This is a genomic window from Microtetraspora fusca (assembly GCF_001570365.1).
Classification (GTDB): Bacteria; Actinomycetota; Actinomycetes; order Streptosporangiales; family Streptosporangiaceae; genus Microtetraspora; species Microtetraspora fusca.
In genome coordinates, this window is record NZ_BBYK01000042.1 from 378,956 (window position 1) to 400,314 (window position 21,359).

Annotated in this window: 19 protein-coding genes; 9 read left to right on the top strand and 10 right to left on the bottom strand. The window is 72.6% G+C overall.

Features of this window, described 5'->3' with window-relative positions; genetic code table 11:
* Positions 1 to 15 precede the first annotated feature (15 nt).
* Positions 16 to 3,228 (top strand): ATP-dependent helicase, encoded by a 3,213-nt coding sequence (locus AWQ68_RS10935; protein WP_066938759.1) that lies wholly within the window; start codon positions 16 to 18, stop codon positions 3,226 to 3,228.
* Between the two features lie 3 nt (positions 3,229 to 3,231).
* Here AWQ68_RS10935 and AWQ68_RS10940 read toward each other — a convergent pair whose 3' ends face one another.
* The 3 genes from AWQ68_RS10940 to AWQ68_RS10950 all read right to left on the bottom strand — a co-directional run bounded on the left by AWQ68_RS10940 (position 3,232) and on the right by AWQ68_RS10950 (position 6,465).
* Positions 3,232 to 3,885 (bottom strand): Uma2 family endonuclease, encoded by a 654-nt coding sequence (locus AWQ68_RS10940; protein WP_066938573.1) that lies wholly within the window; start codon positions 3,883 to 3,885, stop codon positions 3,232 to 3,234.
* A gap of 164 nt (positions 3,886 to 4,049) precedes the next feature.
* Positions 4,050 to 6,026 carry a DUF6596 domain-containing protein gene (locus AWQ68_RS10945; protein WP_066938577.1) on the bottom strand — a complete coding sequence of 659 codons (1,977 nt, stop codon included), beginning with the start codon at positions 6,024 to 6,026 and terminating at the stop codon, positions 4,050 to 4,052.
* Positions 6,027 to 6,144: 118 nt separating this feature from the next.
* Positions 6,145 to 6,465, bottom strand: coding sequence for a YciI family protein (locus AWQ68_RS10950; protein WP_066938580.1), 321 nt, complete (start codon positions 6,463 to 6,465; stop codon positions 6,145 to 6,147).
* Positions 6,466 to 6,601: 136 nt separating this feature from the next.
* Here AWQ68_RS10950 and AWQ68_RS10955 point away from each other — a divergent pair, with 136 nt between their 5' ends.
* Both AWQ68_RS10955 and AWQ68_RS10960 read left to right on the top strand, forming a co-directional pair.
* A complete protein-coding gene (locus AWQ68_RS10955) occupies positions 6,602 to 7,267 on the top strand; it encodes a DUF998 domain-containing protein (RefSeq protein ID WP_066938582.1) in 666 nt (221 codons plus the stop codon).
* A gap of 41 nt (positions 7,268 to 7,308) precedes the next feature.
* Positions 7,309 to 7,668, top strand: coding sequence for a DUF1801 domain-containing protein (locus tag AWQ68_RS10960; RefSeq protein ID WP_066938585.1), 360 nt, complete (start codon positions 7,309 to 7,311; stop codon positions 7,666 to 7,668).
* A 14-nt stretch (positions 7,669 to 7,682) separates the two neighbouring features.
* Here the strand turns inward: AWQ68_RS10960 and AWQ68_RS10965 are convergent, their stop codons facing one another.
* The 3 genes from AWQ68_RS10965 to AWQ68_RS10975 are packed head-to-tail and all read right to left on the bottom strand — an operon-like array spanning position 7,683 to position 12,222.
* Positions 7,683 to 9,308 carry an IucA/IucC family protein gene (locus AWQ68_RS10965; RefSeq protein WP_066938587.1) on the bottom strand — a complete coding sequence of 542 codons (1,626 nt, stop codon included), beginning with the start codon at positions 9,306 to 9,308 and terminating at the stop codon, positions 7,683 to 7,685.
* Between the two features lie 50 nt (positions 9,309 to 9,358).
* Complete coding sequence (locus AWQ68_RS10970; RefSeq protein WP_066938591.1) at positions 9,359 to 11,044, bottom strand: IucA/IucC family protein; 1,686 nt, start codon at positions 11,042 to 11,044, stop codon at positions 9,359 to 9,361.
* A complete protein-coding gene (locus AWQ68_RS10975) occupies positions 11,041 to 12,222 on the bottom strand; it encodes an ATP-grasp domain-containing protein (protein WP_066938593.1) in 1,182 nt (393 codons plus the stop codon). The genes AWQ68_RS10970 and AWQ68_RS10975 overlap by 4 nt, the downstream gene beginning before the upstream one ends.
* A gap of 87 nt (positions 12,223 to 12,309) precedes the next feature.
* On the opposite strand from AWQ68_RS10975, the gene nudC reads away from it, so the two are divergent.
* A complete protein-coding gene (nudC, locus tag AWQ68_RS10980) occupies positions 12,310 to 13,248 on the top strand; it encodes an NAD(+) diphosphatase (RefSeq protein ID WP_245655850.1) in 939 nt (312 codons plus the stop codon).
* A gap of 60 nt (positions 13,249 to 13,308) precedes the next feature.
* On the opposite strand, the gene AWQ68_RS10985 is transcribed toward nudC, so the two are convergent.
* Together AWQ68_RS10985 and AWQ68_RS10990 are read right to left on the bottom strand one after the other, a co-directional pair.
* A complete protein-coding gene (locus tag AWQ68_RS10985; protein WP_066938598.1) occupies positions 13,309 to 13,569 on the bottom strand; it encodes a mycoredoxin in 261 nt (86 codons plus the stop codon).
* Between the two features lie 62 nt (positions 13,570 to 13,631).
* Positions 13,632 to 14,549: an alpha/beta hydrolase gene (locus AWQ68_RS10990; RefSeq protein ID WP_066938601.1), complete on the bottom strand. Its 918-nt coding sequence runs from the start codon at positions 14,547 to 14,549 to the stop codon at positions 13,632 to 13,634.
* Positions 14,550 to 14,662: 113 nt separating this feature from the next.
* Here AWQ68_RS10990 and AWQ68_RS10995 point away from each other — a divergent pair, with 113 nt between their 5' ends.
* From AWQ68_RS10995 to AWQ68_RS11015, 5 genes are all read left to right on the top strand, one after another.
* On the top strand, positions 14,663 to 16,711 hold the full coding sequence (locus tag AWQ68_RS10995; RefSeq protein ID WP_066938604.1) for an ATP-dependent DNA helicase UvrD2: 2,049 nt from the start codon (positions 14,663 to 14,665) through the stop codon (positions 16,709 to 16,711).
* Positions 16,712 to 16,723: 12 nt separating this feature from the next.
* Positions 16,724 to 17,590 carry an acyl-CoA thioesterase gene (locus tag AWQ68_RS11000; protein ID WP_066938608.1) on the top strand — a complete coding sequence of 289 codons (867 nt, stop codon included), beginning with the start codon at positions 16,724 to 16,726 and terminating at the stop codon, positions 17,588 to 17,590.
* A gap of 228 nt (positions 17,591 to 17,818) precedes the next feature.
* A complete protein-coding gene (locus AWQ68_RS11005) occupies positions 17,819 to 18,097 on the top strand; it encodes a hypothetical protein (RefSeq protein ID WP_157545109.1) in 279 nt (92 codons plus the stop codon).
* A gap of 121 nt (positions 18,098 to 18,218) precedes the next feature.
* Positions 18,219 to 18,482 (top strand): WhiB family transcriptional regulator, encoded by a 264-nt coding sequence (locus AWQ68_RS11010; RefSeq protein WP_061259399.1) that lies wholly within the window; start codon positions 18,219 to 18,221, stop codon positions 18,480 to 18,482.
* A gap of 44 nt (positions 18,483 to 18,526) precedes the next feature.
* Positions 18,527 to 18,709: a hypothetical protein gene (locus AWQ68_RS11015; protein ID WP_066938613.1), complete on the top strand. Its 183-nt coding sequence runs from the start codon at positions 18,527 to 18,529 to the stop codon at positions 18,707 to 18,709.
* Positions 18,710 to 18,848: 139 nt separating this feature from the next.
* Here the strand turns inward: AWQ68_RS11015 and AWQ68_RS11020 are convergent, their stop codons facing one another.
* Together AWQ68_RS11020 and AWQ68_RS11025 are read right to left on the bottom strand one after the other, a co-directional pair.
* The gene (locus tag AWQ68_RS11020; RefSeq protein WP_066938614.1) at positions 18,849 to 20,186 is read right to left on the bottom strand and encodes an ABC1 kinase family protein; all 1,338 of its coding nucleotides are present in this window, start codon (positions 20,184 to 20,186) and stop codon (positions 18,849 to 18,851) included.
* Positions 20,183 to 21,247 (bottom strand): ThiF family adenylyltransferase, encoded by a 1,065-nt coding sequence (locus AWQ68_RS11025; protein ID WP_066938618.1) that lies wholly within the window; start codon positions 21,245 to 21,247, stop codon positions 20,183 to 20,185. The genes AWQ68_RS11020 and AWQ68_RS11025 overlap by 4 nt, the downstream gene beginning before the upstream one ends.
* Positions 21,248 to 21,359 lie beyond the last annotated feature (112 nt).

A 21,359-nucleotide genomic window follows, 5' to 3' on the forward strand; every position in this document is an offset into this window, starting at 1 on the left:
TGGCGGCCGGCCAGGCTGAGCCCGGCCGAGCTCGCCGGGAAGCTCGGCATCCTTCCCCCGACGCCCGAGCAGGCGGCCGTCATCGAGTCGAGCCTGGAGCCGATGGTCGTCGTGGCCGGCGCCGGGTCGGGCAAGAGCGAGACCATGGCCGGCCGCGTCGTCTGGCTGGTCGCGTCGGGCCTGGTCCGCCCGGAGCAGATCCTCGGGCTCACCTTCACCCGCAAGGCCGCCGCCGAGCTGGCCGAGCGGGTGCGCAGGCGGCTCGCCGGGCTCGCCTCGGCCGGCCTGGTCCCGGCCGAGCTGCTCGACGCCGAGCCCACCGTATCGACCTACCACGCGTACGCCGCCCGGCTGGTGACCGACCACGCGCTGCGTGAGGGCCTGGAGCCGACGATGCGGCTGATGAGCCCGGCCGTCGCCTGGCAGATGGCCGCCCGGATCGTCGGACAGTACGACGGCCCGATGGACCTGGTCGACCTCGGCCCGCCGAGCGTCACCGCCGCCGTCCTCGAACTCGCGGGCGACATGGCCGAGCACCTGCGCGGCGCCGACGATGTGCGCGAGGTCGGCGGGTGGCTCCGGGAACGCCTCGCCGAGCTGCGGGGGAAGACCACGGTGGCCCAGCAGCGGCCGGTGCGCACCCAGGCGATCCGCGAGCAGCTCCTGCCCCTGGCCGAGGCGTACGCGCGGGTGAAGCGCGCCAGGGAGGTCATCGACTACGGCGACCAGATGGCGCTGGCGGCGCGCATCGCGGCGAAGCACCCCGAGGTGGGCGCGACGGAGCGGTCGCGCTTCTCCGTCGTCCTGCTCGACGAGTACCAGGACACCAGCCACGCCCAGCTCGTGCTGCTCCGCTCCCTCTTCGGCGGAGGCCACCCGGTCACCGCGGTGGGCGACCCCTGCCAGTCGATCTACGGCTGGCGCGGCGCGTCGGCCGGCAACCTGTCCCGCTTCCCGGAGGACTTCCCGACGGCGTCGGGCGACCCCGCGCCGGTGCGGCAGCTCTCCGTCAGCTTCCGCAACGGCGAGCGGGTGCTCGACGTGGCGGCGAAGATCCAGATCCCGCTGCGGGACGGACGGCGCGGCAGCGTGCCGGTGCTCGTGCCCGGCCCCAACCGGGTGGACCGCGGCCGGGTCGTGTGCGCCTTCCACGCCACCGCCGAGGACGAGGCCGCCTGGATCGCGGACGGCATCGCCAGGACGATCGGCTCCGAGACCGCGCCCGACGGCCTGCCCTGGGGCGAGGGCGAGCCGGGCCGTCCCCTGCAGGCCAGGGACGTCGCCGTCCTCGCCCGCAAGCGGTCGCAGTTCCCCACCCTGCGCCGCGCGCTCGAGGCTCGCGGCATCCCGGTCGAGGTGGTCGGGCTGGGCGGCCTGCTGACCGTCCCCGAGGTGGCCGACATCGTGGCCACGCTGCGCGTCCTCTACGACCCGACCGCCGGAGACGCGCTCGTACGGCTGCTGGCCGGGCCGCGCTGGCGGATCGGCCCGGCGGACCTGAAGGTCCTCGGCGACCTCGCCCGCGCGCTGAGCCAGGAGGGCAGGCGGGCCGAGGACCCCCTGGAACAGGTGATGGCCGACCTGGAGAACGAGCGCGGCAGCCTGATCGACGCGCTCGACGAACTGCCCGACCGGCCCGAATGGCTGGAGCCGTTCTCGCCGCCGGCCCGGGTGCGCCTGCCCGCGCTGGCGAGCGAGCTCAGGTCGTTGCGCGCCCGCGCGGGTCAGCCGCTGCCCGACCTGATCACCGAGATCGAGCGGCGGCTCGGCCTCGACATCGAGGTGGCCGCGCGCGGCGGGAGCGCGCTGGCGGCGCGGGCCGACCTCGACGCGTTCCTCGACGCCGCGGCCAGGTTCGCCGGCGACGCCGAGGACCCCACGCTGGGCGCGTTCCTCGCCTACCTCAAGGCGGCGGAGAGCGAGGAGTTCGGTCTGGAGGCCGGGCGGGTCGGCGAGACCGACAGCGTCAAGCTCATGACCGTCCACGCGTCCAAGGGGCTGGAGTGGCCGGTGGTCGTCGTCCCCGGCCTGTCCCAGCTCACCACCCAGAAGGGCGGGCTGGGCCGGGGGAGCGTCTTCCCCGCCACGCCGGTCACCAATTCGCGCTGGACCGAGAACTTCCGCAAGCTGCCGTACCCGCTGCGCGGCGACGCGTCGGACCTGCCGGTGCTGGCCGGGCTCGACAAGGACGCGCTCGCCGACTTCGACGAGCGCTGCCGCGACCGGGACCTGCTGGAGGAGCGCCGCCTCGCGTACGTCGCGGTGACCCGGGCGCACTACCTGCTGATCGCGTCGGGATATCGCTGGGGCGGCTCGTCCAAGCCGCTCGAACCGTCCGACTTCCTCAGCGAGATCCGTGACGCCGGGGCGACCGTGGCGTGCTGGGACGAGAGCGAAGCGGCGGAGAACCCGCTGCTCGCCGAGCCCTCCGAGGCGGTCTGGCCGTCCGTGTCCGTACGCGACGCCGTGCTGGAGGGCGCCCGCATGGTCGAGGAGGCCATGGAGGACGCGCTCGACGGCCGGGAGGACCCGGGCCTCGCCCGAGGGGAGCGGATGCGCGCCTGGGCCCGTGACACCGAGCTGCTCCTCGCGGAGCGCGAACGGCGCGGCGAGGCGGCGGTCGTGGACCTGCCCGCGCGGTTGTCCGTGTCGTCGCTCGTCACCCTGGCCGGCGACCCGTCCGCGCTGGCCCGGCAGGTGCGCCGCCCGCTGCCGAGGAAGCCCGCGCCGCTGGCCCGGCGGGGCACCGCGTTCCACGCCTGGCTGGAGTCGCGCTGGGGCCAGCAGCGGCTGATCGACGACTTCGAGCTGCCGGGCGCCTCCGACGACATGTCCGACGCCGACGTCCAGCTCGCCGAGCTGCAGGAACGCTTCGAGCAGAGCGTGTGGGCGGCGCGGGAGCCGCTCGACCTGGAGGTGCCGTTCGAGACGATGATCGGCGACCGGCTGGTCCGCGGCCGGATGGACGCCGTGTTCACCGACGGCGACGGCTACGTCGTGGTGGACTGGAAGACCGGCGAACGCCCGCGCGGCAGGGCCGCCCGCACCGCGGCCGTCCAGCTCGCCGCCTACCGCATCGCCTGGGCGTCGCTCGCCGGGGTGCCGCTGGAGAAGGTCGGCGCGGCCTTCCACTACGTACGGTTGAACGAGACGGTGCGCCCGGTGGACCTGCTCGACGCGGAGGGCCTGGCCGACCTCATCCGCCGCGTCCCCCAAGTGGGCCCGTGAGGGTCAGCCGAAGACCGCCGAGGTGTCCAGCTTGACGCCGAACGGCTCAGGCAGCTCAAGCGGCTGACCCGCCTCGACCATCACGATCTCCCGGTACGGCTGCCGCTCGTCGTCCACGGCGAGATCGGCGACCGGGGCGCTCATCAGCGTCATCGTCGGTGGATCGGTCACCGGATCGACGATGAGATAGAGCGGCACGCCGGCCCGCGCGTAGTCCAGCGGCTTCTCGTGCCAGTCCACCATCCGGGTGCCGGGCGAGCACACCTCCATGACCAGCAGGGTGCCGTGCCCATGAACGCGCATGTCGTCGTACCGGTCGGGACTGCGCGAAGTGACCATCAGGTCGGGGATCCGATGATCGAGAAGCGGTGGGATGTGGACGGCCACGTTCTGGTGGAACCGCCATCCGTTGGCGAGCTTGAGGGGGTAAAGCAGGTCGGCGAGGGAGTCGACCATGTCGGCACCGGGGATGTTCGTCCAGGGGCTCACGACGACGTGCCCCCAAGAGATCTCGGCGGTGTAGCCGGCGTCATTGAGTTCCCGGCAGAGCTGCTGGATCTCGGCCTCGGCGTCCAACGGCTCCTCCGGGGGCTCGGGCGGCGGTACGGGGGAGGGGGCGGGATGCGTGACGCGTCGTCGGTGCTCGACGAGAGGCATGTGGGTCCCATCCTTTCGGACTCCTTGCGCTGTCTCATGGTACGTGGAGTTGCTAATTCGCGACGGAACGTAACAGCGGGACGGGGTCGCGGTGACAGCCCGGAGAGGTGCGGGAGAAGCCTTTCCACCTCGGGGCGAGAGATGCCCCTCGGGATGGGGGTGGATCAGCCCCGGGGCTTGAGCTGGCGGAGGGTGTAGCCGTGGCCGGCCGGGTCCAGGGGCTTGGTGGCCCGCTTGAAGAGGTACTCGGCCCGCTCGTACGACAGGCGGCCGCGGCCGGTCTCGGGGCAGAGGTCCGCCGGCGTCGGCGCGCGGGCCGGTCCGGGTCGCCGGTCGGCGAGGAAGAGGGGGCCGCGGGTGCGCCCGGCCAGCAACCGGGGGAGGAGGCGGGCGGTCCCGGAACGCCAGCTCACCCAGCCGCCTCCCGCCCGGGCCCGGCGGTCGTCCAGGTCCAGGTCCTCGACGTTCAGGGACAGCACGGTCGTCACCCCGGCCGTCGACTCGTGCAGGAGCCGCCACAGGGTCAGCTCCCGCAGGGGCACGCCGGGGAGGTTCCACAGCGCGTCGAGCCGGGCGGCGTCGATCGTCTCCGTACGGTTCGGGGTCGCGGCCCGGCGGTCGAGGCCCGCCGCGAGGTCCTCCAGGGACGCCCACGCGCAGAACGACCGCACCGCGGACCGGTGCCGGTTCCAGGTCGCGGCCGCCGCCTCGCCCCAGGCCGTACGGAAAACCCGCGCCACCTGGTCGGCGGTCAGCGAGTCCAGCGGCAGCTCCTCGCCCAGGGACAGGCGTAGCCTGCGCAGCGTCTGCCCGTACGAGCGGACGGTTCCGCCGTCGAGGTCGTCGCGGGCCAGGAAGTCGCGGGCGGCCCGCCCGAGAGTGAGCGTCGGCGCCTCGGGAGCGGGGATCTCGTCCGCGCGGCGGTGCAGGAAGGCGCGTTCGGCGTCGTTCCCGGTGAGGGACGCGGCCCGCAGGAACTCCCGCCGCGCCTCCTCGCGCCGTCCGAGCCGGAGCAGGAGGTCGCCCCGGACGCTCGGGAGCAGGTGGTAATCGCGCAACGTGGGGTCGTCGGTCAGCAGGTCCGCCACGGCCAGCCCCGCCTCCGGCCCGTACGCCATGCCGAGCGCGACGGCGTGGTTGAGCCGCACGACCGGGGTCGGGAGCAGCCGGGCCAGCACCTCGTACAGGCTCGCGATCCGGCGCCAGTCGGTGTCGGCGGCCGTCGCCGCCTGGGCGTGGCAGACGGCGATCGCCGCCTGCAGCATGTACGGCCCCGGCGGGCCGCCCGCCTCCCGCGCGCGCAGCATCGCGGTGAAACCGCGGCGGATGAGCAATCGGTCCCAGCGGCCCCGGTTCTGCTCGTGGAGCTGGACCGGCTCCCCCGAGGGGCCGGTGCGGGCGGCGGAGCGCGACGCCTGGAGCTCCATGAGCGCGACCAGGCCGTGGACCTCGGCCTCGTGCGGCGCCAGCTCGGCCAGCAGGCGGCCGAGCCGCAGCGCCTCCAGGCAGAGCTCCGGCCGCATCAGGTCGTCGCCTGAGGTCGCCGAGTATCCCTCGTTGAAGATCAGGTAGATGACGTCGAGCACGGACGACAGGCGCTCGGCCAGCTCGCCGCCGTCCGGCAGCTCGAACGGCACCCCCTCGTCGGCCAGCGTCCGCTTGGCCGAGGCGATCCGCTGGACGATCACCGGCTCGCCGGCCAGGAACGCCCGCGCGATCTCGGCGGCCGTCAGACCGCCGAGCAGCCGGAGCGTCAACGCGACCCGCTCCTCCGTGGGCAGCACGGGGTGGCAGGACAAGAACATCAGCCGCAGCACGTCGTCCGGCTCGCCGTCCGGCTGCCGCTGTTCCAGCTCGTACGCGATCTGCTCGTGCTTGCGCTCCAGCCGGGCGGACCGGCGGATGTGGTCGACGGCCCGCCGCTTGGCGATGGCCGTCAGCCAGGCTCCCGGGTTGTCCGGGACGCCGGACTCGGGCCACTGCTCGAGCGCGGCGACCAGCGCGTCCTGGGCCAGCTCTTCGGCGAGGCCGACGTCGCGGACCATGCGGGTGAGCCCGGCGACGATCTTTGCCGACTCCATCTTCCAGACCGCGTCGATCGTCCGCCGTACGCCTTCCAGGGGGAGGGAAGCGCCGATCATGGCCTGCCGATGCCTTTCGCCGGTTCGGTGTGGTCCGGTCTCCGGGCCGCGCCTACTCACGGGAGAGGTGCGGATCCGGAGCCCACATGGTTTGTGGCCAGGAGCGGCCACACAGGGGTCAGGGGCCGAAGACCTGCTGGATGACGCTCTCGCCGTCCCCGACGATCTTGCGGAAGCGCCGGGTCAGCTCGATCGCCTCCTCCTTGCTGCGGACCTCGACGAGCGCGAAACCGGCCACCGCCTCCTTGGCCTCGGTGAACGGCCCGTCGGTCACCGTGATGGTGTCGCCCGAGGACGTGATGCGGACGCCGCCGGGCTCCAGGCCGCCGGTGGCCAGCAGGACCCCGGCCGCGGTCAGCTCCTCGACGAACTTGGCCATCTCGGCGTACAGCGTCTCGTCGGCGGCGTCGGTGGCCTTGGTCGTCATCAGGTAGCGCATCGGGTTTCTCCCTTTTCGGTTCGGTGTCTCGCTCAAGCGTCGAACACCCTATGTGACAGGGAACGGTGGCATTCCCTGTCACATCACCGGATCGACGTGTCAGCGAGAACCGACGAACACCAGAAAGGCATCGGCCATGACCGCCATCCAGATCCCCACCGCCACCGCTCCCGCCACCCCGGCGACCACTCGCGCACTGCTCACCTGCGCGGCGGTCGCGGCGCCCCTGTGGTCGATCGTCTCTCTGTCCCAGGCCGCCACCCGGGAGGGCTTCGACCTGACCCGCCACCCGCTGAGCGCGCTGAGCAACGGCTCCCTCGGCTGGCTGCAGATCGCCAACTTCCTGGTCGCCGGTCTCCTGACCGTCGCCGGGGCGACCGGCCTGCGCCGCGCCATGCGCGGCACTCCCGGAGGCACCTGGACGCCACGGCTGGTCCTCGTCAACGGTCTCGGGATGATGGCCGCGGGAGTCTTCGTCATGGACGCGGCCGACGGTTTCCCCGCCGGCACGCCGGACGGGATGCCCGCGACGCTCACCTGGCACAGCTACGGCCACATGGCCGCCGGATCGATCGCCTTCATCGCGCTGATCGCCGCCTGCTACGTCCTGGGCCGGCACTTCGCCCGCGCCGGGAACCGGGGCCTCGCCGTCGCCTCCCGCGTCGCCGGCACCGCGCTGCTGGTCGGCGACGGCTGGTCGATGAGCGGCGGCGCGGCCGGGTCCCTCACCCTGGCCGTCGGCGCCATCACCGCGATGCTCTGGGTCTCCTGGGTCGCCGCCCGCTACCGCCGCGGCTTCTGAGCCACCACACCCCGAATCCTGAACGAAGAAAGGACATCGACATGACCAAGCTCGCCAGCGTGCACGAGTACATCGCCTCCCTCCCCGAGTCGCAGCGCGAGATCGGCGAGAAGCTCCTGCCGCTCATCGAGGAGACGCTGCCCGGCGTCGGCGCGGTCTGGCACGGGCACCCGGTGTGGAGCCTGGGCCCGGCCCCGGGCAAGCAGCCGGTCGCCTTCGTCAAGGCGTACGCGAACTACGTGACCTTCGGCCTCTGGCGCGGCCAGGAGATCGACGACCGCTCCGGCCGCCTCGAACCCGCCTCCCGGGCGATGGCCGCGGTCAAGCTCCGCTCGGTGGACGCGATCGACGCCGAGCTGTTCGCGGACTGGCTGCGCCAGGCCCGCGACCTGGAGGCGTGACGGCGCCGTGGGCGTCAGGCGAGCGGGTTGGCGATCGGGACGTATCCGGCCGCACGGTCCGCGTCGCGCGCCCAGCGGACCCCGAGGTTGGCCTTCGCGGGGAGCGGCGCCCCCGCGAGCAGCTCGGCCAGCGGGGGCGGCGTGCCGTGTCCCTCCGCGTACGCCGCGAGGACGTCACGGGCGGCCGACCACAGTTCGGGCAGGATGTCCCGCCCGGCGTGCTCGGCCACCGAGGCGGCGACCTCGGCGAGATGGTTGACCATCAGGCAGTAGACGACGCGGTTCCAGCCGCGCTCCGCGTCGTACGTCAGCGCCGTGGCCACCTCCGGGGGAAGGTCGGACAGATCATGCCGATCCCGGACGAGCTTCGTTCCCTCCATATCCCGAAATATGGCTTCAACAGGGAGATCGCGGTCGTCGGTCCCGACCAGCACGTTCTGCAGGTGGGGCTCCAGGACCACGCCATGCGTGAAATACGCGTCGAGCACCGGCGGCGCGACCCGCTCCACGTAGCACCGCCACCACACGAGGGGATCGGCCGTGCCGTACGGCCCCGGGCCGCTCGGGGAGGCGAGGGCTCCGGCGAGGACCGGGGTGACGCCGGGAGCGCACGCCGTCCACGGACCGGGCCGGAGGATCACGCCCAGCCCTTCGAGCAGCCGGACGCCGAGGTCCGCGGACCGGTAACCGGGCTCGGGCAGCCACCGCGTGCCGGGGAACTCGGCGGCCAGCCGTGCGAATACGGGGCCGAGCCGCCCGGTGAGCTCCACCGCGCCGATCAGCTCGTACCAGGCGTTCTTACGCACGCAGTTCGTGATCCGCACGTCGAGGCTGAACTTCAGGCACATCCCGGTCTTCGCGTCGTACACCGTGCGGACCGACGAGGTGGGGGCCACCGGCCGGGACGTCTCACCCAGATCGACCAGCCGCCCGTCGGCCAGGGGATCGCGCAGCTCGGCGGCGAGCAGGTCGAACTGCCACGGATGCGCCGGCAGCGGCACGTACCCCGAGGGCGCTTCGCCGAACAGGTCGAGCGCGGTGGCGTCGCCCCGCTCCGCGACCAGGTCGGCGCGCACGCCGAGCAGCCGGAGCGGGAACTCCGCGTGCGCCTCGGGCGCGTAGCGCAGCCAGCCGGACCCCTCCCGCGCCTTGGGCGAGGGGTGGAACGGGTGCCCCGCGACCAGCGCCTGCTCCGACGCGATCCACGGATCGCCGGGGGAGGCCGCCCGCTCGCGCGCCCGCAGCAGTGCGGCGATCGCCTCGCGGCTGCGCGCCACCTGCCCGGCGAACTCGTCGTTGCCTCCGGCGAGCTCCCGCTCCACCAGGGTGACCAGCATCTTCGAGGTGAGCGGCTGCCACGCGCCGCCCGAGAGCCACTCGGCCGGACCGTCGAAACGCAGCGCGATCCCGCCGTGGACCCGGGCCCGCAGCAGCGTCCCGGCCACCCGCAGCAGCAGGTACGGCTCGGCCGGCCAGACCTGCCCGCGCGGCCAGGCCACCTCGCGGACGCAGCAGCGCAGCAGCGCGCCCAGCGTCACCGCCTCCGCGACCGCGTGGCGGGCGTCCCCGGAACCCGGCGCGGAGCCGTCTTCCTGGGCGATCTCGTGCGTACGGCCCACCGCCGTGGATGCGGCGCTCATCCAATCTCCTTCGGCCTGGAGGACTCCCGTCCGCGATCCGGGGGAGGAGGTCAACGCGGGAAGCGGAGGTAGTTCGGCCCGCTGGTGCCGTAAAACTTGTTGACGTCCCTGGCGCCCGTCCGTTGCTTGTCGACCAGGGTCGCGGCGGTGACCATGGACTTGCCGACCAGCCGGGCCGCGTCCAGCGTCCTGGCCCGCAGCAGGCGGGCCATCGGGTGCTCGCCGTACTCCGCGAGCGCGCCGTCGAGCGCCTCGCGTACCAGCCCGGCCGCGTCCTCGACCGCCCCGAACGCGACGGCCGCGGCGGACAGATGCAGGGTGATCGTCACGAACACGTCGGCGAGGGAGTGCGGGTCGTCGGTCAGCATGCGTTCGTCGGCGAAGTCCGGTACGGCCAGCCCGGCCGCGGCCAGCCGGTCCGGCGCGGCGAGGAGGCCGTCGTTGTCCTTCACCATCAGCCGCGTCGTGCCGTCCGCGAAGACCAGCGAGAGGTTCTGCTGGTGCGCCTCCAAGGCGATGCCGTACCGGACGAAGAGCCGGACGTTCCACGCGAAGAGCAGGGTCAGGTACTCGCGGAGCAGCGCCCTGACGTCGCCTCCCCGGAACCGCGCGGCCAGCTCGGGCAGCACGCCGGGCGCCGCCAGCGCCGCCACGGGCACGATCTCGCCGGGAGGCAGCCGCCGGACCATCCAGCCGAGGTACTCGTGCCCGGCGTGACCGTGGACCTGCTCGTCGGCGAGGAGCACCGGCAGGTCCGGCTCGGCGCCGAGCACCTCGCGCAGCAGCCGTTCGGCGAGCGCGCCGTCCCGCAGCGTGGCGGGCTTGATCGACCGCCGGTTGCGCAGCCCGAGCGTGCTCGTCGGGATCGGCAGCTTGAGGTGCAGCCGTTCGCCGGCCACCACGGTGCGCATCGACAGCGTCGGCCGCACCCGCAGGTACGGCACGCCCGCCACGATGACGCCGGGGATCCCGGTGACCACCGGCAGCGCGAGCGGATGCACCGGGAAGAGCACGTGCGTGTCCGCCAGCCGGTCGGGCAACCCCACGTCGGCGGGCCGCGGGAAGAGCGCGGGAGCGTGATCCGGGACCACCGCCGGGGACACGCGGGAAACCGGCCCCGAGACCACCTCCTGCGCCGCGCGGGAGACGGTCTCCGAAAGCGCGCCCCGGCGGACGCCCGGGAAGGTCTGCGCCTCGGCCGAGAGCGTGACGCGCTCCCGGGGCACCGCGGCCCAGCGCAGCTCGAACGCGGGCGCGAACTCGGGGGCGTACGCGAGCAGACCCTCGGCGGGGACGCCGAGGCGGCAGCGCGCCGTCGGGTACACGGGGTGGTCCACGGCCGCCGCGAGCGCCTCGTATCGGATCGGGCCAGGCACCCGCTCCAGCGCCCGCGCCCCGTGCCGGTCGTGGAGTTCGAGCGCGGCGAGCGTCTCGTGGCACTCGGTGGCGAAGGCGGCGACCCCTGCGGTGTCGGCCGGCGTCGCCACCGCCTCCAGCGTCTCCAGGACCTCCGCGAGGGTGAGCGTCTCCTCCGGGGCGATCGAGAAGTCCTGGAACAGGCCGCCGGGCGCGAGCCGCACCCTCCGGCCGGACGCGAGCACGAGGGCGACCCCCTCCCTGTCACGTTTCAACCGCGACGCGATGCCCGCGAAGTCCTCGCGGAGCAGCGCGTTCAGCACCCGGGCGGCCAGGTACGGCTCCCGCCCCACCGGCCGCACCCCGGCCACCGCGCTCATCCGATCACCCACGGCCGCTCGGCGCGGAACGCCGCCACGGCGGCGTCGACCCGGGCGCGGTCCGGCCCGACGGCACGGAGGAGGCCCAGATAGTCGCGGTTGGTGTGGGTCAGCTCGACCCGGTCGCCCACCCGGCGCAGCGGCCGGTGCCACAGGCGGACCCCGTCGCGCTCTCGCGGCCCCTCGCCCGGAGGCGGGGCCGCGGTCACCAGGCCGGAGCGGTCCGCGACGAGGCTGACCACCGCGCCGTGCCCGGCCGCGGCCGCCTCCTGGGGGCGCGGCAGCGGCTCGCCCGCGTGCACGCGCAATATCCACTCGAAGAGCGGCGCCCCGATCATGTCGGCGAGCAGGAGGTCGCAGTTGTCGCCGATGACGCGGTAGTTCACCTCGACGATCCGGGGCCCGTCCGGCGTCACGACGTACTCGGTGTGGCACGCGCCGAAGCCCACGCCGAGCGCGGCCAGCGCGGCCAGCGCGTGGTCACGCGCGCCCGGGGGTGGCTCCGGATCCCAGTCGAGCCGTTCCTCGACGAAGTGCGGCAGCGGGCCGAGCGTGGTGCGGAAGCCCCCCAGAACGGCCACCGTGCGGCCGTCCCCGAGGGTCTCCAGGGTGTGGAGGGGGCCGTCGAGATACTCCTCGGCCACCAGCGTCTCCCCGGGCCGCCGCGTCCTGATCTCGGCGACCGCCTCGGCCAGCTCGCCGGCGTCCCGGGCCAGCGTCACGTCCTCGCTCGCCACCCCCATGGCGGGCTTCACCACCACCGGGTACGGCAGGGCCTCCGGCAGGCCCGCCCCCGGCGTGAGCCGTACGGACCGGACGGACTCGACGGGGGCGAGCCGTTCGCGGGTGAGGGCCTTGTTCTTCGCGGTGACGCAGGCGCGCCAGTCCTTGCCCGGCAGGCCGAAATACTCGGCGACCAGGGCGGTTTCCGCCTGGATGTGGTCGGAGTTGGTGAAGACGACGCCCGGCGGGTGGTGCCGGGCGATGGTGTCGACGACGGCCCGGACGTCCCGCACGTCGGTCTCGATGGTCTCGATGGTCTCGATGGTCTCGAACCCGGGATACCCGGCGGGATGGTCGGTCAGGATCGTCACGTCCCACCCCAGAGCCTCGGCGGCGGGCAGGAAGCCGGCGGTGACCGAGTCGGTGGGATTCAGCGAGGTGAGGTACAGCCGCACGCAGGGACCCCCGAAGGTAAGGCTAACCTAACTCGCTCATCCTAGCCTTCGAGAGATCATTTTGGTGGCGAATGGAAAGATAGGCGAGTGGAAACGACTGACGGGCTCATGGGGCCGTTGCTGCTGTCGCGCGGAGTCGTCGACCGTTCGGCCGCGCTGCGCAACGACGAGGACTGGTTGCGGCGCGTCTGGGCCGAGGAGACGACCCGCGTCCTGCTCGTGCACGAGGGCAGGACCCTGGTCCGAAGTCGCGGCACGGAGACGACCCTGACCCTGATGTCGCCCGCCGAGGCCCCGGAAGGGCCGCGCTACCTGCTCGGCGTCGACGCCGCGGGCGTGCCGTACTTCGCGGTCAAGACGCCGCTGCCGGACGAGATCACCGACGGACCCGCGCCGGAGGACGGCCCGTACGGCGCTCCGATGGGGCTGCGCCGGGCCGGAGCCCTGCTCGACGACCGGGACGCCGGTCTCTTCGTCTACGCGGTGGCGCTGGAGGCGTGGCACGCCGGGCACGGGCACTGCCCGCGCTGCGGAAGCCGCACCGACGTCGCGGCGTCGGGCCACGTGCGCGTCTGTCCCGACGACGGCAGCCAGCACTTCCCCCGGGTGGACCCCGCCGTGATCATGCTGGTGCGTGACGAGAACGACCGGGCGCTGCTGGCCAGGGGTCCGCAGTGGCCGGAGGGCCGGATGTCGGTGCTCGCCGGGTTCGTCGAGCCGGGCGAGTCGCTGGAACAGGCCGTCGTGCGCGAGGTCCTCGAAGAGGTCGGCGTCGTCGCGACCGACGCCCGATACATGGGCAGCCAGCCGTGGCCGTTCCCGCGCAGCCTGATGGTCGGGTTCTTCGCCCGCGCGCTGACCACGGAGCTCCGGCCGGACGCGGAGGAGATCGCCGAGGCTCGCTGGTGGACCAGGGAGGAGCTGGGCGCGGCCGTGCGCTCCGGAGAGCTGGGCCTGCCGTCCCAGCTCTCGATCGCCCGCAGGCTCATCGAGACCTGGTACGGCGCGCGCATCGACGGCGACTGAGCCCGGGGGCGCCGGCCGGAACGGCGGCGCCCCCACAGGTCGAACAGGTCCGGGAGAGGGTCAGCAGGCGCCGGTGAGGTGCCGCTTGACCTCGGCCACCGACGGGTTCGTCATCGTGTGGCAGTCGGCGACCACGGTCGGCACCACCTGGTTGCCGTTGTTCACGCTCATCACGAATTCCGCGGCGTCCGGATGCCGCTCGATGTCGATCTCCTCGAAGGCGATGCCCTCGCGGGTGAGCTGGCCCTTCAGCCGCTTGCAGGGGCCGCACCAACTGGTCGTGTAGACGGTGAGCGCCATCTTCGTCCCTTCGTGTGTCATGAGCAGTCATTGACAACACAACGGACTGCCGCCCGTGTTCCCGGGAGTTCGCGGAGCGACGGCTACTTGGCCAGGCGGGACGCGATCCAGGACTGCACGCCCTCGGCCACGCCCGGCTCGCGGTAGAGCAACGAGCTGTGCTGCACGCCGGGCACCGTCCGGATGGTCATCTTCACGCCCACCTCGTCGAGCGTCTGCTTGAGCAGCTCGCTCTGGTACGGCGGCACGAACTCGTTGTCCGAGTGGACCGTGAGCATCGGGGCGTCGCCCGCGCTCGCGTGGAACGCCACCTCCATGCTCGACCAGACCTTGGGGCACTGGGTCGGCACGCAGCCGCCCGCCAGCGCCACCGTCGCCTTGCGGAGCTTGCGCTGGTAGGCGTCCCCGTCGGCGTCGCCGTCGCTGTACGCCGTCAGCGGCGAGACCACCGGGGAGATGCCGGCGACGCCGCGCAGGCCGGGGAGGCCGTCGCCGTACGTGCCGACGGCGGTGGCGATGTGCCCGCCCGCGGAGAAGCCGAGCACGACGTAGCGGTCCGGGTCCATGTTGAACGTCTCGGCGTGCCTGCGCATGGTGGCGATGGCGTTGAGCGCGTCACTCCGCTGCGCGGGCCACGGGGCGTCGCCCGAGAGCCGGTAGTTGATCGAGATGACGGTGTAGCCGAGCTGGGCGTAGCTCTGGCTGATCGAGGCCGTGGACTTCTTGTCGCCGCCCGACCACCATCCGCCGTGGATGATGAACACCGCCGGGTGCCGCTCTCCGGTGTTGTGCCACCACACGTCGATGCGCTGCCGCGGGTGCGCGCCGTACGAGAAGGTGCGGACGTTGGTGTCGGAAGGGAGCGGAACGGCGGATACCGTGGCGGAGGTCGTGGGACTGGGCGACGGCGTCGGGTCGCCCGCCGCGGCGGCGGCGCCCGTCGACGGGAGCAGAACGGCAGCGAGGGCTAAGGATCCGACACCTACCGCTGTCCTTCGCACTGCTCGGTCCTCCTTCGGAGCCGGGGTCCCTGTGGGTAAACCACGCCGCCTCTGTTAGTTGCTGGAAGGATGATGCCAGTTCATCCGTCCGCACCGCATGTTGGGAGCGTTACGTGGACGTCCTCGCCGGGCTGGATCCAGAGCAGCGTGACGTCGCCGAGTCCGTACGCGGTCCGGTGTGCGTGCTGGCAGGAGCAGGCACGGGCAAGACCCGGGCCATCACCCATCGCATCGCGTACGCGGTGCAGTCCGGGGTGGTCGAGCCGCAGTGCGTCCTCGCTGTGACCTTCACCACACGGGCGGCCGGAGAGCTCAGGCAGCGGTTGCGCCGGCTGGGCGCTGCGGGGGTGCAGGCCCGCACCTTCCACGCGGCGGCGCTGCGCCAGCTCAGCTACTTCTGGCCGCGCGTGATCGGCGGTGACACGCCCCAGGTCGTGGAGTCCAAGCTGCCGCTGCTCGTCGAGGCGTGCCGCATGCTCAGGAGGAACCCCGACCGCGGCGAGCTGCGCGACGTCGCGAGCGAGATCGAGTGGGCCAAGGTCACCCAGACCGGCCCCGAGGACTACCCGGCCGCCGCGCTCAAGGCCCGGCGCACGCCGCCGATCGCCTCCGAGGAGGTGGCCCGCCTCTACGAGGCGTACGAGGAGCTGCGCCGCCGTCGCAACCTGATCGACTTCGAGACCATCCTCGAGCTGACCGCCGCGGTGATCACCGAGCACCGGGAGGTCGCCGCGCAGGTCCGCCAGCAGTACCGCTACTTCGTGGTGGACGAGTTCCAGGACGTCAACCCGCTGCAGAAGCTGCTGCTCGACACCTGGCTCGGCGGGCGCGACGACCTGTGCGTGGTCGGCGATCCCAACCAGACCATCTACTCCTTCACCGGCGCGACCCCGCTCTACCTGACGAACTTCGCCGTCGAGCACCCTTCGGCCACGGTGATCCGGCTGGTCCGCGACTACCGTTCCACCCCGCAGGTGGTCGGGCTCGCCAACCGCGTCATGGCGCGCTCGCCGCACCGGCTGGAGCTGGTCGCGCAGCGCCCGGAGGGCCCCGAACCTGTCTTCACCGAGTACGACGACGAGCCGTCCGAGGCGATGGGCGTCGCGCTGACCGTGAAGAAGCTCATGGCCGACGGCGTGCCCCCCCGGGAGATCGCCGTGCTCTTCCGCGTCAACGCGCAGTCCGAGGCGTACGAGCAGGCGTTCGCCGAGGCCCGCGTGCCGTACGTGCTGCGCGGCGCGGAGCGGTTCTTCGAGCGCCCGGAGGTGCGGCAGGCCGTGGTCCTGCTGCGCGGCGCCGCCCGCTCGGCGAACGACGAGGAGCCGCTCGCGCCGGCCGTCCACGCGATCCTCTCGGGGATCGGCCTCACCCCGGAGCCGCCCGGTGGCGGCAGCGCCCGGGAGAAGTGGGAGTCGCTCAAGGCGCTGGCCGACCTCGCCGAGGACATGGCGGCCGAGGGCGGGGACCTGCCCGCCTTCGTCGCCGAGCTGGAGCGCCGGGCCATGGAGCAGCACGCGCCGCCGGTCGAGGGCGTGACGCTCGCCTCGCTGCACGCCGCCAAGGGCCTGGAGTGGGACGCCGTCTTCCTCGTCGGACTCACCGACGGCATGGTCCCGATCGTGTACGCCGAGACCCCCGAGCAGATCGAGGAGGAGCGGCGCCTCCTCTACGTGGGCGTGACCCGCGCCCGCGAGCACCTCCACATGTCCTGGGCGCTGGCCCGCTCCCCGGGCGGCCGCCGGTCGCGCCGGCCGTCCCGGTTCCTCGACGGCCTCTCCCCGCTGACCGCGAGCGCGCCGCCGAAAGCGGAGCGCCGGACGCCGTCCAGGAAGGTGGCGCAACCCGTCCAGTGCCGCATCTGCGGCAGGTCCCTCGCGACGGCCGCCGAGCAGAAGCTGGGCCGCTGCGCCGGCTGCCCGGCGGACTATGACGAGGAACTGCTGGAGAAGCTCAAGGCCTGGCGCTCCTCCGTCGCCAAGGAGAACAAGGTCCCGGCGTACGTCGTCTTCACCGACGTGACGCTCCAGGCGATCGCCGAGCGGGTGCCCGTCTCGGAGGACGACCTTCTGCAGATCGCGGGGATAGGACGGGTCAAATTGGACCGGTATGGTGACGCTGTGCTCGACCTGTGCCGTTCCGCCGCCGGAGTCTCCGGTGAGTAATGGAGGTTCTCGGTGAACTCCGCCCTCAAGGAGCTCCTCGACCTTCTCGATCTGGAGCAGATCGAGCTGGACATCTTCCGGGGGCGCAGCCCCGAGGAGCGCATCCAGCGTGTCTTCGGCGGCCAGGTCGCCGCCCAGGCCCTGGTGGCGGCGGGCCGTACGGTGCCGGCCGACCGCATGGTCCACTCGCTGCACGCCTACTTCATCCGCCCCGGTGACCCGGCGGTCCCGATCGTCTACAACGTCGAGCGGGTGCGCGACGGCCGTTCCTTCACCACGCGCCGGGTCGTCGCGATCCAGCATGGCAAGGCGATCTTCACCATGTCGGCCTCGTTCCACATCGACGAGCCCGGCGTCGCGCACCAGGCGCGGCCGATGCCCGACGTGCCCGGGCCGGAGAGCCTGCCCACGTTCCAGCAGCGGATGTTCGACACCTTCGGCGACGACGCGGCGTGGCGTGAGTGGACGGCCAAGCCGCGTCCGGTCGACTTCCGCTACGTCAGCGCGCTCCCGTGGGAGGCGCAGCGCGACCCGAGCCTGATCAGCACCGAGAACAACGCGTGGTTCCGGTACGACGCCGAGCTGCCCGACGACCCGCTGCTGCACGTGGTGCTCGCCGCGTACGCCTCCGACTTCACCCTGGTCGACACCGTCCTGCTCGCCCACGGGCTCGCCTGGGGATCGGCGAACATCAGCGGAGCCTCCCTCGACCACGCCATGTGGTTCCACCGCCCGTTCCGCGCCGACGAATGGATGCTGTACGCCCAGGAGTCGCCCTGGTCGGGCGGGGCGCGCGGGCTCGCGCGCGGCGAGATGTACACCGCGTCCGGGCAGCTCGCGGTGTCGGTCGTCCAGGAGTGCCTGATCCGGGTGAGCTGATCGCGAAGCCCCGAGCGGCGCGGCCGGTCGGCCGTGTCCCGGAGCGGGCGTGCGCGCGCGGGGCGCGCGAGTGCTAGCGTGGCGGTTCTGACCCCACGGTTAGTGTCGCGAAACCGTGAAAATCGCAGGTAGAAAATAGGTTGCCGGGTTCCCGGTCACGCATTTAGGGTCATGGAAGTCGGTCGGACGGCCCTGTCCGACCATCGCATTCGAGCGGAGGTGAGTCTCGTGATGAACACGATCATGTTCAACGGCCCGTGGCTCGCTTCCGCATGCCCGGTCGCCGAAGTGGCGTCCGTCATGCCGATGCGCGGCAAGGCCGTCCGTGTCGAGGCTCAGCTCGGCTCGGCCGTCTTCGGCGTCTTCGCTGACGCGCGCCAGGGCACCCCCGTCTACCGTCCGGCCTTCGTGGCCCGACCGGCAGGCGACGAGCAGCTGACCAGCCACATCACCAATGGTGGAGTGCGCGGTTCGCGTTACGCCTGGAGAGAACCAGTCACAACCTGACCGGTCTCATCTTCAGGCCGCGGATCCGCACACCGGATCCGCGGCCTTCTTGTTTTACCCGCCACGTTCCGCCCACCCAAGAGGACAACCAGCCCAGAAACCAATCAAAGAGGTGACGCAGATGGCGGCCCCGGTCATGGACCTGATCGAAGCCGAAATCCCCTGCCGTACCGAACCCGACCTGTGGTTCGCCGAGTCTCCGGAGGACGTGGAGTTCGCCAAGGCGCTCTGCGGAGGCTGCCCGATCCAGAAGGCCTGCCTGGCCCGCGCGCTGGAGCGTGAGGAGCCGTGGGGCGTCTGGGGTGGCGAACTCATCCTGAGGGGGGCCATCGTCCCCCGTAAGCGGCCGCGCGGGCGCCCCCGCAAGACTCCGGTCGCTGCCTGACCACCGCATCACTCGACGAACGTGTGAAAGAGGAGAAGATTCCCATGACCATGACCCCCAACGTCGCCATGTATATGCATCAAGAACTGGTCGCTGAGCGAATACGCGGCCTCCACGAGGAGGCCGCCGAGCAGCGACTGGTCAGTCGGATCCAGGACGTACAGAGGGCGCGCCGCAAGGCCGAGCGTGCCTCGCGGCGTCTGCTCGCGGCGCTCGCGCGCACCTGACGCTTCCACCTCGGGGAGCGTGCGTCACCCGGGCGGCCTCGGCCGCCCGGCGCGTGGCGGAACATGGCAGGAAGGCCCGGGCCGTTCGTACGGCCCGGGCCTTCGCCGTTCGTACGGCCCTCGTACGAGGGCGGCGCGCTCAGCCGGTGAGGGCGCTGCCTTCCGCGTCATCGTCGTCGGCGAAGCCGGGAACCCAGCGGATCACCTCGTCGCGGAACCGCGCGGTCGTGCCGAGCTGGCACAGGACCCCCACGCCGGCCGCGTGCACACGGTGGATCAGCACGTACGACGGGGGAAGGTTGAGCTGGCGCACCACGTTGGAGGGCCGCAGGTCGGCCACGGCCGCCGCCTGGCGCTGGAGCCACTCCCTGCTGAAGCTGAACTCCTCCACCTGGGTCGGCTCGACATAGGGGGCGAGGAACGCCCGCAGCGCGTCCACGTCGACCTCGATGTGCGGCCGGATGAACCCCTCGGCACGCAGCCCCTCGACGACCGCCTCCATGTCGCCCTGGTTGAAGATGCGGGTCAGCCTGCCGAACATCAGGGGGTAGCCGTCCGGCAGCCGGTTGACCGCGCCGAAGTCGAGCACCCCGAGACGGCCGTCCTCCATCATCCGGAAGTTGCCGGGGTGGGGATCCGCGTGCAGCATGCCGACCCGGGCCGGAGAGGAGAAGAGGAAGCGGACCAGCAGCAGCCCCGCACGGTCGCGGTCCTCGATCGTGCCGTCGGTGATGATCCGGGACAGCGCCGTGCCGGACATCCACTCGGTGACCAGGATCTGCTCGTTGGCGGCGATCACGTCCGGCACGAAGAAGTCGGGGTCGTCCCGGAACTCCTGCGCGAACGCGTGCTGCGCCTCCGCCTCGCCGAGGTAGTCGAGCTCCTCGACCACCCGTTCCCTGAGCTCGCTCAGCACGGCCCTGACGTCGAGGCCGGGCAGCAGCGCGCCGAAGAGCTTGCCGACCCGGGCGAGCTGGTTGAAGTCGGAGAGCAGCGCCTTGCCCGCGCCCGGGTACTGGATCTTCACGGCGACCGCCCGGCCGTCGTGCCAGACCGCCTTGTGGACCTGCCCGATCGAGGCCGCCGCGCTCGGCGCGTCGTCGAACTCGAGGAAGTTCTCCCTCCAGTCGTCGCCGAGCTGCTCGGTCAGGACCTTGTGCACGACCGGGGCGGGCAGCGGTGGAGCGGCGTCCTGCAGCTTGGTCAGGGTCGCGCGGTACGGCCCGGAGATCTCCGGAGGCAGCGCCGCCTCGAAGATGGACAGCGCCTGGCCGAACTTCATCGCGCCACCCTTGAGCTCGCCGAGCACCTTGAAGATCTGCTCCGCGGTGCGCTGCTGGATCTCCTGGGCGACGATCTCGGCGGACTTGCCGCCGATGCGTTTGCCGATGCCGAGTGCGGTGCGGCCGGCGAAGCCCAAGGGGAGGGCGGCCAGCTTCGCCGAGCGCGTCACAGCACGTCGCGGGAGGTCACTCACGCGACCATTGTTAGCGAATGTCGGTGGTTTCGACCACAGTCACACAACGGATGTGGGCGGCAGGAGCGCCGATTCCAGTGCCAGTCGGGGGATATCTCCAGTGTGCCGTTGCTCACAGCGGCGCCTTCGAGCCAGGCCAGCGCCTGTCCCGCCGCCTGCGCGGCGACCAGCGCGGACAGTGCCGCGTCGCAGGCGATCTCGCCCGCGGGGAAGCCGCCGAGCCGGGCCTGGACCGACGGCCAGGCCGGGTCGCGGTCCCGCCGGAAAAGATCGAGGCAACGCAGGCACGGCGTGCTCCCGGCCAGCACCAGCGGCCCCACGCACCCCCACCCCTCGGCCGCGGTGACGAGCAGGTGCGGGATCCCCGCCGCGCGCAGCTCGTGTGCCAGCAGGGCGTCCAGCGGCTCAACGGGAGCGAGAATCGCGAGGTCGGGGCGGCGCGCCCCGTCGGCGGGCCGCGAGGCCGTACGGCCGGGCCAGGCGTTGACTCCCGGAGCGAGCCGCCGGGCGATCGCGACCGCGCCCTCCTCCCGGCTCGCCCCCACCTCGGTGGCGCCCAGCCCACCCGGTGCCAGGTCCTGGACCCGGGCGGTGCCCGGGTCCACGACGCAGAGGTGGCCGACGCCGGAGGCGGCCAGCAGCGACACGATCCGGGCGCCCACCCGGCCCGCGCCGTACACCCGGATGTGCGCCGACCTCCTGCGCCGCAACGCGGCGAGCCCGCCGTCGGCGGCGGCGAGGGAGAGCCGGTCCAGCTCGGGACGGAGCAGCTCGCGCTCCTCGCGGGACAGTGCCGCGAGCTCGCCCGGCGGAGCGGACGCGTCCTCGATCAGGCCGTGCCGTACGAGCAGGGCGATCACCTCGTGCGCGGCCTCCGCGCCGAGGCCGCTCGCCGCGACGGCCTGCTCCAGCGTGCGGGTGCCGTCGAGGCTCTCGACGAGCCGCCGGACGGCGGGCTCCAGGTCGGTCAGGACGATCGCGCGCGACGGATGGACGCCGAACTGGAGCGTGCGGGCGTCCCTTTCGACCCGCCGCAGGGCGGGCTTCAGACAAGGTCTCATAGCAGCGTGAGATTAGTCACACCAGGTGAGGGTGCGTGCGGGGGCTGTGGATAACTCCGTGACGGATGAGGGGGAAGCGGTCCGGGTTTTCCGTAAAGTCGGCCGGCGTTCG

Excerpts from the sequence above, each read along its gene's own strand:
- AWQ68_RS10955 (WP_066938582.1), top strand. The coding sequence starts at position 6,602 with ATGACCGCCATCCAGATCCCCACCGCCACCGCTCCCGCCACCCCGGCG.
- AWQ68_RS10965 (WP_066938587.1), bottom strand. The coding sequence starts at position 9,308 with ATGAGCGCCGCATCCACGGCGGTGGGCCGTACGCACGAGATCGCCCAG.
- AWQ68_RS11015 (WP_066938613.1), top strand. The coding sequence starts at position 18,527 with ATGACCATGACCCCCAACGTCGCCATGTATATGCATCAAGAACTGGTC.
- AWQ68_RS10960 (WP_066938585.1), top strand. The coding sequence starts at position 7,309 with ATGACCAAGCTCGCCAGCGTGCACGAGTACATCGCCTCCCTCCCCGAG.
- AWQ68_RS10985 (WP_066938598.1), bottom strand. The coding sequence starts at position 13,569 with ATGACACACGAAGGGACGAAGATGGCGCTCACCGTCTACACGACCAGT.
- AWQ68_RS11025 (WP_066938618.1), bottom strand. The coding sequence starts at position 21,247 with ATGAGACCTTGTCTGAAGCCCGCCCTGCGGCGGGTCGAAAGGGACGCC.
- AWQ68_RS10950 (WP_066938580.1), bottom strand. The coding sequence starts at position 6,465 with ATGCGCTACCTGATGACGACCAAGGCCACCGACGCCGCCGACGAGACG.
- AWQ68_RS11010 (WP_061259399.1), top strand. The coding sequence starts at position 18,219 with ATGGCGGCCCCGGTCATGGACCTGATCGAAGCCGAAATCCCCTGCCGT.
- AWQ68_RS10970 (WP_066938591.1), bottom strand. The coding sequence starts at position 11,044 with ATGAGCGCGGTGGCCGGGGTGCGGCCGGTGGGGCGGGAGCCGTACCTG.
- AWQ68_RS10940 (WP_066938573.1), bottom strand. The coding sequence starts at position 3,885 with ATGCCTCTCGTCGAGCACCGACGACGCGTCACGCATCCCGCCCCCTCC.
- AWQ68_RS10945 (WP_066938577.1), bottom strand. The coding sequence starts at position 6,026 with ATGATCGGCGCTTCCCTCCCCCTGGAAGGCGTACGGCGGACGATCGAC.